We start from the raw sequence: 9,116 nt of genomic DNA, 5'->3' as shown, positions 1-9,116 counted from the left end.
ACCGATGAGATCGTCGTCGTTGTCGTCACCGATGAGATCGTCATCATTGTCGTCACCGATGAGATCGTCATCGTTGCTGTCGTCGCCGATGAGGTCGTCGTCGTTGTCGTCGCCGATGAACTCGTCGTCGTCGTCGCCGAGTCCGCCGCTGCCGCGATCGGCGGTGTCGGTGGCGCCGGTCGCCGCTTCGGCGCCCGCCGTCGTTCCGGCGCCCGCCGCGCCAGAGCCGGACTCGAGGTCGCGCTCGAGGTGGATCTCGTCGCCGGTCACCTCGGCGACCGCCGGCTCCTGAAGGGGGTAGGAGTCCTCGTCGGTGTCACCCCAGCCGAGTTTTGCCTTGATCGTATCCGTGATTCCGGGGTCCGGTTCCACGTGTGCGGTGCCGTGTTCGACGTCGGCGACGAGGCCGACCTCCTCGCCGTCGGCGTTGATCACGGTCTTTCCGATGTCGTCGTCGGTAAACTCTGGGGACATTACGATTTGAAACACGACGAACAGCGGTACAATGGTGTTGCTTGCGTTGGCTTGCGACTCGGGTGTTCAGACGGCCGAATCGCGGGCTACTCGTCGAACTCGGGTTCGCGTCCCTCGAGGAAGGCCGCGATGCCCTCTTCGTGGGATTCGGAGCCTCTGGCCTGGACCTGCAGCGCGTTCTCGTAGTCCAGCGCCTCCCGCCAGTGGCGGGCCATGTTCTCGTGGAGCGCCTGCTTGGTCATGCCGATCACGTCGGTCGGCCGGCGTTCGAGCAACTCGACGGTCTCTCGGACTCGTTCGTCGAGCACCTCGGCGGGAACGGCCTCGTTGACTAGCTCGAGTTCGGCCGCCCGCTCGGCGTCGAAGACCTCGCCGGTGAACGCGAGCTTCTTGGCCGCCCGCAGGCCGACGATGCGAGGGAGCACGAACGTGCCGCCGGTGTCGGGGATGAGTCCGATCCGAACGAACGCACAGGAGAAGCTGGCCCCCTCGTCGGCGTAGGCGATATCGGCGAGCGCGACGAGGGCCAGTCCCGCGCCGACGGCGTCGCCGCGTACCTTCGCGACGATCGGCACGGGCGAGGAGAGCATCGCCTCGACGACCCGACCGAACGTCTCGGCGACCCCCTCGTAGGACTCCCGGGGCGAGCCGGGCGAGTCGGCCATCGCCTCGATATCGCCGCCGGCGCTGAACGCGTCGCCCTCGCCGGAGATGACGATCGCGTGGTGGTCCTCGGGATCGGCGCCGTCGATCGTCTCGGCCAGCTCCGCGGCGACCGCCCAGTCCATCGCGTTGCGGACGTCCGGTCGATCGAACGTGATCTCGAGGACGCCGTCGTCGCTGTCGACGTGCATACGGGAACATGTGGCGGGCGGCTAATAATGGTACGCGGTGTGACCAGTCGCGCGGTCACGGGACGGACGCGACGGAAACGGACTGCGAGCGGACGAGGCGGCGCGGGCGTCAGTCGGACGGCACCGGCGGAGCGGTCGCTTCCTCCTCTGCGACGTTGAGCTCGGAGGTGACCAGCGCCCGGTAGGCCCGGCGCAGGCGCTCGGAGAGGGCCTGGTGGGAGATGCCCAGCTCCTCCGAGAGTTCCTGCATCGAGACCTTGCGGGGGATCTCGAAGTAGCCGTGGTCGATCGCCGCGACCAGCGTCTCGTACTGGCGCTGGGTGAGCCCGCACTGGGAGTGGTTCTCGTCGGCGACGTCGAACAACCGGACGATCGTCGGCGTGAGGTCGTGGTCGACGAGGCGATCGTACAGCGAACTGACGTCCTCGCGCTCGCGGACGCGGACGCTCAGCAGCCAGGAGCCCCCGGCGGCCGACGCGCTGAGAACGGTCCCGTCCTCCTCGAGGACGAGCTCGAAGGGGTCGACCGTCTCCGGGTCGAACTCGACGTCGTACAGCCAGCGGTCCTCGTCGTCGCTGATCAGCGCGTGGTCCTCGACCGCGCCGGCGTCCGACAGCGCGGCTTCGATCTCCTCCCGGGAGGGACCGGACAGCCACAGTCCGTGGCCGCTCGAGGCGATGACCTGCTCGGTTTCGCAGGTAAGCGACGGAACGGCGTCGAACAGCTCGCCCAGTCCGGTTCCTTCGCCCGGAATCTCGAGGTCCGCGATCGATGTCATACTCACGAATACAGCCGGCTATCCAATAACCGCACTTCCAAAGTTATCAGCACCCGCGTTCGTGAAATTCAACCTCTCCGTTCTTTCGCTATTACGTATCGTTCTCGAGCGAGCGGGCGTCAGTATCGCTCCGGGGAGCCGACGACGAACTGGACGAACCCGACGACGACGAGCGTTATCGCGAGCAGCGCCAGCGCGATCGGGATCACCGCCTCGAGCCCGCGGGAGACGTAGGCGACCCAGATCTGGGTCGGAATCGTCCGCGGGTTGTACGCGACCATCATCGTCGCGCCGAACTCGCCGATCGCCCGGACGAAGGTGAGGACGATCCCCGCGGCGATCGCGTTCCGAGCCAGCGGGAGCGAGACCAGCCGGGCGCTCTCGAGGCGACTCCGTCCCAGCGTGCGCGCGGCCTCCTCGAGGCGCGGGTCGACGGCGTCGAACCCCGCGCGGGCGGTCACGACGAGAAACGGCGCGGCGACGAACGTCTGGGCGAGGACGATCCCCGCGTAGCCGTCGGTCAGCGGGACGCCGACGGCGGCCGCGGCGGCGCCGACCGGGGTGTACCTGCCCGCGAGGGTCAGCAACATCGCACCCCCGACGACGGGCGGGACCACCAGCGGCAGGAGAACGGCGGCCTCGACGAGGCGCTTGCCCGGAAACGAACCCCTCGAGAGCACGTACGCCAGCGGCACGCCGAAGACGGTCGCGATCGCCGTCGAGATCGGCGCGGTCACCAGCGAGGCGGCGATTGCCTCCCGAACCGCGGGTTCGGCGAGCGCGGCCAGCACGTCGACGGACCGCACCCGCACGAGAAAGGCCGCGAACGGAACGACGAGGTACGCGAGCAACACCGCACCGACCACGGCGGGGAGCCCCAGCCCACCGGCGAGGCGGTCGAGCCCGAGACCGACCGACGCCCGCCCCGAATCGGGCGTTTCGCCGTCGTCGGCCCCGGTCCCCTCCCCGCGACTCGAGGCGGCGTCGTCGGCGCTCACTGCTCGATCCCCTCCGGCACCTCGCCGTGGGTTCGGGGGAACGACTCCCCTACGCGGAGCCCCCGCTCCTCGAGCAGCCCCGAGTTCTCGAGCAGAGCGGAGAGAAACCGCCGGCCGGCCTCGGCGCGGTCGGCGCCGCGTCGCACCGTCGCGTTGTACACCGCCGGCGAGCCCGTCGTCTCGTACCCCTCGTCGGTGACGTAGCTCGCCCGGGCGTACCGGTCGGCGTACGCGGGGTTCCCGAAGTTGTAGGCGTCGGGCAGCTCGAGGAAGGGGACGTCGTGGTCGACGGCCATGTTTCGGTAGGCGACCGCGCAGGCCCGGTTCCCGGCCTCGATCCCCGACAGCAGCTGGGGCTCGTTGGGCTCGCGGTAGGCCCGCTCGAGCGCGGCGTCGCGAAACCCCTCGAGGCCGTGCTCGCGCTCGACCAGCTCGAAGAGGTGGGCCGCCCGGTACCCCAGCGGATCCAGGTCGGGATCGCTGATCGCCAGCTCGCCGTCGTCGGCGTCGCGGAGGACCTCGTACCACGGCTCCCCGCCCTCGAGGCGGGTCCCGAGGTCGGTTCCGGGAGCGTAGGCGATCCCGACCTCGTTGCCCGCGAACGCGACGTCCCAGTCGGCGTGGTCGGGGTAGAGCCGATCCCGGAGCAGGCCGACGTCGGCGCCGACGACGACGTCGGGGCGTTTCGATCCCTCCTCGACCATCCGCACGACGACGTTCGTGCCGCGGTACTCCCCCTCGTAGGCGATCCCGGTGTCCGCCTCGAAGGCCGGGCCGACGTGATCCTCGAGGACGACCGAGAGACTTCCCGCCGAGAGGACCCGCACCCGGTCGCCGTCGCTCCCGAGACAGCCCGCTCCGAGCCCGAGCCCGCCGACGGCGGCCAGCATCGCTCGCCGGCTCGCGGTCGACCGACCCTCGTCTCCGCGCATACGTTCTCGTCAGTCCCGCGGCTCATTATAACTCGTTTCGATTCCTACTCCGCGGGAAGATAACCGAACTCGGTTACGGTTCCGGGGTCAGTTTCCGCCAGCCGATCGCTCCCCGAGGGGCTCGAGCGCCAGTACCGCCTCGACGAGGTCTGCGAGGTCGTCACGTCCCCGGCCGACGACCTCGCCGCCGACCGCGTCGGGTTCCCGTTCCCCGACGAGGATCGTCGGCAGCGGCGCCTCGCCGAAGCCCTCGACGACGACGAGGTCGTAGCCGCGGCGCTCGAGGCGGGTGAGCACCCGCGAGAGCGCCCGCAGCTCGCCGTCGGCCGTTCCGAAGAACTCGGCGTCCGGCTCGCGGGGTGGCTCCTGTTTGCCCCGCGCAGTAATATCGAAGGTCAACTCGGGCGTGACGCCGACGACCGCCTCGGCGCCCGCGGTGCGGTGGCGGTGGGTGTCCGCGCCCGGCGTGTCGATCTCGATATCGTGGTGGATCGACTTCACGGTCGCGACCCGTTCGGTCTCGGCCAGCCGCGGGACGAGTTCCTCGACGAGCGTGGTCTTTCCCGAGTCGCTCGGCCCCGCGAAGCAGACGACCCTCACGGCGCCGTCCTCCCCCGGACTATCGTCTCGGTCACACGCTGGTGTGGAACCCGGCCCAGGATAGGCGTTCGGATTCCCCGCTCGAGGCTCGCGACGGGGCCGCTCAGGCGTCCGTCTCGCCGACGGGTCGCCACCCTCGCAGGGACGCGACACAGAGGCCGCCGGCGAGCGTGCCGAACGAGAGCGTGACCGTCCGAACGACCAGCACGGCCGCGGTGGCCGCGGTCGCCGTCGCGCCGGTTACCAGCACCAGCGCCCCGCCGAGCAACAGGTCGTAGGCTCCGAGGCTCCCGGGGATCGGCACGACGCTCGCAACCTGGGGAAGCGGCACGACGACGAGGATCGGGAGCAACGCGACCTCGGCGCCGACGCCGGCGAGCGCGACCCACAGGGCGGCCGCGGTCAGGACCTGCTCGAGAACGCCCCCGAGCGCGATCAGCGAGAGCAGCCCCGGCGTCTCCCGGAAGCCGACGACGCGGTCCCAGTACCGATCGACGGCCGCGGCCACGACCGAGCGGTCGTACGGTCGATCCCGGAACAGGCTCGAGAGCCGGGTCACGATCGGCGTCAAAACCGCGACGAGCCCTCGCGAGAGGTGGGCTCGCGAGGCGAGGACGATACCGCCGAACGCCGCCAGCCCGACGATCGAGACGCCGAGGGTCGACAGCAACGCGGTGGCGTCGGGTCCCCCGAGGAGGACCGCGAGACCGAGGAGTCCGGAGAGGGTCAGTTGTACGCCCGACTTGGCGTACTTCGCGACCGACCGCACGCCGAGCGCATCCGAGTACCCGGTGTTCGTCGCGACGCCGAGAAACCGGGCCATGATCGGCTCCGAACTCACGGGCCCGGCCGGGCTGAGGATGTCGAAGAAGTCGCCGGCGAGCGCGAACTGCGCGCTCCGGGGCAGCGATACGCCCCCGTTCAGCGGCGCGAGAGAGGCCCACACGCCGATCCCGTCCGCGAGCCCCTCGAGGACGACCAGCGCCACGACGAGGGCGAACGCCCACGGGGCGATCGCGGTCGCCCGCTCGAGGACGGTTCCGGCGCCGACCGAGTAGACGTACCCGGCGAACACGCCCGCGCCCAGGAGGGCGCCCAGCAGGAATCGGAGCGATCGTCTCACGGACGGCGGTTTCGCTCGAGCGCGCAAAAGGGTGCTGAAGCGGGTCGGCTCGAGGGTTCGTTCGACGCGTCGGGTATCGGTGCGAATCGCCGTCGGTGGACGTTCGACTCGGACTCGAGAGAAAAGGAAGCGGGCCGGGCGCGATTATGAACTACGCCCAGAAACGCTCGCTACGCTGCGCCTTTCTGGTCTACTTCAAAGCGCGCTGGCCGCTTTGCTCCTCACGAAGTTGTTCGTCGCAAAAGCGGGCCGGGCGCGATTTGAACACACGGTCGGACGTGCTCACTCCGTTGCGCGCGACCTCCCTGCGTTCAAATCCCGCCGGTTCCGATGCTCGCCGCTCGCGAATTTGCTCGCGGCGAGAAGCGGGCCGGGCGCGATTTGAACACGCGACCGTCTGATTAAGAGTCAGACGCTCTGCCGGACTGAGCTACCGGCCCTGTACTCCCGACTTTCGGACGCGGATAAATATACGTTTCCCTTGGACGGCGCCGTGGGAGCGGTGTCCAAACGCCCCTTTCTCGAGCGGATTCCGACGTACCAATCTCCGGGACCGTTAAGTACGGGCGGTTCGACCTCACGGTCACATGAGCACGGGGGTTACGATCTCGTCGATCTCGGACTACGCGATTCTCGGCTGCGGGAGCGTGGGATACGCCGTCGCCGAGGAACTCGTCGAGCAGGGGAAAGACGTCGTGATCATCGACCGCGACGAGAGCCGGGTCGAGTCCCTCCGCGATCAGGATCTGGACGCCCGCACGGCCGACATCCGCGAGCCAGAGGCCGCCGACCTCGTCGCCGAGCGCGACGTCGTGTTGATCCTGGCCTCCGACGTCGAGGCCAACAAGGCCGCCGTCGAGCACATCCGCGCGAGAAACGACGAGAGCCAGTTCCTCGTCGCGCGCGCCAGCGACCCGGTGTCGGGCGACGAGCTCTCGGAGCTGGGCGCCGACATCGTCATCAACCCCTCCTCGGTGATCGCCGAGTCCGCGCTCCGGGCCCTGGAGTCCGGCGAACTCGAGTACAACGCCGAAAAGCTCGCCCGGCTGATCGAGTCGACCGACTCGCGGCTGGCGATTCTCACCCAGGACAGCCCCGATCCGGACTCGATCGCCAGCGCCGCGGCCCTGCAGGCGATCGCCGACCACCTCGGGATCGATGCCGACATCGTCTACCTGGGCGACGTCGGCCACCAGGAGAACAGGGCGTTCGTCAACCTGCTGGGGATCGACCTCGTGCAGTGGGACGAGATCGCCGATCCCTCGGTGTACGACACCGCCGCCCTGGTCGACCACGCGACCTCCTCCGAGATGAGCCTGGATATCGACATCGTGATCGACCACCACGAGTCCGAGGAGTCCTACGACCCCGAGTTCGCCGACGTCCGGCCGAACATGTCCTCGACGTCGACGATCATGACGAAGTACATCCAGGAGTTCGACATGAACGTCTCCGAGGAGGTCGCCACCGCACTGCTGTACGGTATCCGCGCGGAGACGCTGGATTTCAAACGCGACACGACTCCCGCCGACCTCACCGCCGCGGCCTACCTCTACCCCTTCGCGAACCACGACACCTTAGAGCAGGTCGAGTCGCCGTCGATGTCCCCCGAGACGCTCGACGTGCTCGCCGAGGCGATCACCAACCGGGACGTCCAGGGAAGCCACCTCGTCTCCAACGCCGGCTTCGTCCGCGACCGGGAGGCACTGACCCAGGCCGCGGGCCACCTGCTCGACCTCGAGGGGGTGACCACGACCGCGGTCTTCGGCATCGCCGACGAGACGATCTTCCTGGCGGGTCGATCGAAGGACATCCGCATCAACATCGGCAAGGTATTAGACGATGCCTACGGCGAGATCGGCGAGACCGCGGGCCACTCGACGCAGGCCAGCGCCGAGATCCCACTGGGCATTTTCACGGGGATCGAGATCTCCGAGGGCACCCGGGACACGCTGCTCGAGCTAACCGAAGAAGCGGTCAAGCGAACCCTGTTCGACGCGATGGGCGTCGACGGGAGCGAGGGGTCGAACGGAAACTGATCAGGCGACGATCTCGTCGGACTCCTCCTCGTCGGGGTCGCGGACGCGCTCGACGACGTCGTTGATCAACACGATGTCGCCGACCGATCGGACCCAGCGGTAGGGAACGATCACGCCCTTGCCCGCGTCGGCTTCCTCCCGGAACAGTTCCGCGTTGAGGCTACCGAGCGCGAGCCCCTCGATGGTCTGTTCGCCGATGTTGAGCTTGAGATCCTCGACTTCGCCGACGAAAACGCCGTTGTTCGAGTACACCTCGCGGCCGACGAGCGAGGTAACCTCCTGATGGATATCGTCCATGCCAGAGGGCATGTGTGGACGGCTCTTAACTTTTGGTCAGACGCGATCCGTCGGCCGAGACGACCGTCTCGTCGCCGTGGCGGTCAGCCCGCCAGGATGTCCTCGACGGCCGCGTGATCGGCCAGCAGCGTCTCCATCCGCTCGACGGTCTCGGCGTCGCGGGTGCGCCCGCTCCGGACGACGTCCTCGGCGCGTTCGACCGTCGTCAGCGTGTCCGTCTGGACCGAGAGGATCGGCATTCCCTTCTCGGTGGCCTGGCCGATCACCGCCCCGGACGGTCGGTGTCCGCCCGTGAGGATGAGACAGCGGACGCCGGGCGCCTCGAGGGCGGCCGTGTGGATCTCGGCGCGGTCCCCGCCGGTGATGACCGCGGCGTCTTTCGTCCGGCGGAAGTGTCGCAGGGCGCTGTCGGCGCCCATCGCGCCGACCGTAAAGCGCTCGACGTAGGCGTCGTCGCCCGCGTCGACGAGCGTCGACGCGCCGAGTTCGTCCGCAAGCTCGGCGACGGTCACGCCCGCGAGCGTTCGCTCGCTCGGGATCACGCCGTGAACCGGGATTCCTCGACCCTCGAGGAACGGGACGACGTCGGTCTCGAGCCCGTCGTAGGCCGCGTCGGAGACGTCGTTGAAGACGACGCCCGCGAGGCGGTCGCCGAAGGTTCGGGCTGCCGCGAGCACGTCGTCGGCGTCGCCGGGAACCTCGTAGGGCGCGACCAGCAGCACTCGGGCGTCGAGCAGCTCGGCCAGGTCGGCGTCGGCGAGCTCGACGATCCCGCCGACCTCGTAGCTGCCGCCACCCTCGAGGATCATTCGGTCGTGGTCGGCCGCGAGCGCCTCGAACGCCTCCCGGACGCGGTCGCGGATCTCGTCGGGCTGCTCGCGGCCGCGGATCGCCTGCTCGACGAACGTCGGCGAGTAGACCACGGGTTCGAGGTCGTGGATCTCGGCCTCGAGCTCGAGCAGCTCCCGGGCGAGCATCGGGTCCTCGTCTAGGGTCTTCCCGACGTTGCTCTGCAGGCGGG

The 9,116-nt window shown here is 69.0% G+C and carries 9 protein-coding genes, 1 tRNA gene and 1 pseudogene; 1 reads left to right on the top strand and 10 read right to left on the bottom strand.

The genetic code is table 11. The features are described from left to right. From C492_RS16865 to C492_RS16830, 8 genes and pseudogenes are all read right to left on the bottom strand, one after another. Positions 1-474: pseudogene (locus tag C492_RS16865) on the bottom strand (PRC-barrel domain containing protein); the annotation flags it as partial. A gap of 86 nt (positions 475-560) precedes the next feature. Then, positions 561-1,328, bottom strand: a complete 768-nt coding sequence (locus tag C492_RS16860) for an enoyl-CoA hydratase/isomerase family protein (protein WP_008425853.1) — start codon at positions 1,326-1,328, stop codon at positions 561-563. Positions 1,329-1,437: 109 nt separating this feature from the next. Continuing rightward, entirely contained in the window at positions 1,438-2,106 is a 669-nt protein-coding gene (locus tag C492_RS16855; RefSeq protein ID WP_008425851.1) for a helix-turn-helix domain-containing protein, read from the bottom strand. Positions 2,107-2,225: 119 nt separating this feature from the next. Then, positions 2,226-3,104, bottom strand: a complete 879-nt coding sequence (locus C492_RS16850; protein WP_008425849.1) for an ABC transporter permease — start codon at positions 3,102-3,104, stop codon at positions 2,226-2,228. Then, positions 3,101-4,036, bottom strand: a complete 936-nt coding sequence (locus tag C492_RS16845; RefSeq protein ID WP_008425848.1) for an extracellular solute-binding protein — start codon at positions 4,034-4,036, stop codon at positions 3,101-3,103. Before C492_RS16845 ends, C492_RS16850 begins: the two co-directional genes overlap by 4 nt. A gap of 87 nt (positions 4,037-4,123) precedes the next feature. Continuing rightward, positions 4,124-4,636: a molybdopterin-guanine dinucleotide biosynthesis protein B gene (gene mobB, locus C492_RS16840; protein ID WP_008425846.1), complete on the bottom strand. Its 513-nt coding sequence runs from the start codon at positions 4,634-4,636 to the stop codon at positions 4,124-4,126. Positions 4,637-4,739: 103 nt separating this feature from the next. Continuing rightward, entirely contained in the window at positions 4,740-5,759 is a 1,020-nt protein-coding gene (locus C492_RS16835) for a lysylphosphatidylglycerol synthase domain-containing protein (protein ID WP_008425845.1), read from the bottom strand. 366 nt (positions 5,760-6,125) lie between these two features. Beyond that, positions 6,126-6,199: transfer RNA gene (locus tag C492_RS16830), tRNA-Lys, on the bottom strand. Between the two features lie 147 nt (positions 6,200-6,346). Between C492_RS16830 and C492_RS16825 the strand changes: the two genes are divergently transcribed. Continuing rightward, positions 6,347-7,798, top strand: a complete 1,452-nt coding sequence (locus C492_RS16825) for a DHH family phosphoesterase (protein ID WP_008425844.1) — start codon at positions 6,347-6,349, stop codon at positions 7,796-7,798. Here the strand turns inward: C492_RS16825 and C492_RS16820 are convergent, their stop codons facing one another. Together C492_RS16820 and C492_RS16815 are read right to left on the bottom strand one after the other, a co-directional pair. Then, a complete protein-coding gene (locus tag C492_RS16820) occupies positions 7,799-8,095 on the bottom strand; it encodes a PRC-barrel domain-containing protein (protein WP_008425843.1) in 297 nt (98 codons plus the stop codon). A gap of 83 nt (positions 8,096-8,178) precedes the next feature. Beyond that, positions 8,179-9,116: phosphotransacetylase family protein (locus tag C492_RS16815; RefSeq protein ID WP_008425842.1), on the bottom strand; the 938-nt coding region annotated here is incomplete at its 5' end.

The sequence above is a fragment of the Natronococcus jeotgali DSM 18795 genome (assembly GCF_000337695.1).
Taxonomy (GTDB): domain Archaea; phylum Halobacteriota; class Halobacteria; order Halobacteriales; family Natrialbaceae; genus Natronococcus; species Natronococcus jeotgali.
The sequence above is the reverse complement of the archived record's forward strand: the minus strand, read 5'-3'. Positions and strand labels throughout refer to the sequence as shown.

Coding starts and splice junctions, on each gene's coding strand:
- C492_RS16845 (WP_008425848.1), bottom strand. CDS start 4,036: ATGCGCGGAGACGAGGGTCGGTCGACCGCGAGCCGGCGAGCGATGCTG.
- C492_RS16860 (WP_008425853.1), bottom strand. CDS start 1,328: ATGCACGTCGACAGCGACGACGGCGTCCTCGAGATCACGTTCGATCGA.
- C492_RS16855 (WP_008425851.1), bottom strand. CDS start 2,106: ATGACATCGATCGCGGACCTCGAGATTCCGGGCGAAGGAACCGGACTG.
- C492_RS16825 (WP_008425844.1), top strand. CDS start 6,347: ATGAGCACGGGGGTTACGATCTCGTCGATCTCGGACTACGCGATTCTC.
- C492_RS16820 (WP_008425843.1), bottom strand. CDS start 8,095: ATGGACGATATCCATCAGGAGGTTACCTCGCTCGTCGGCCGCGAGGTG.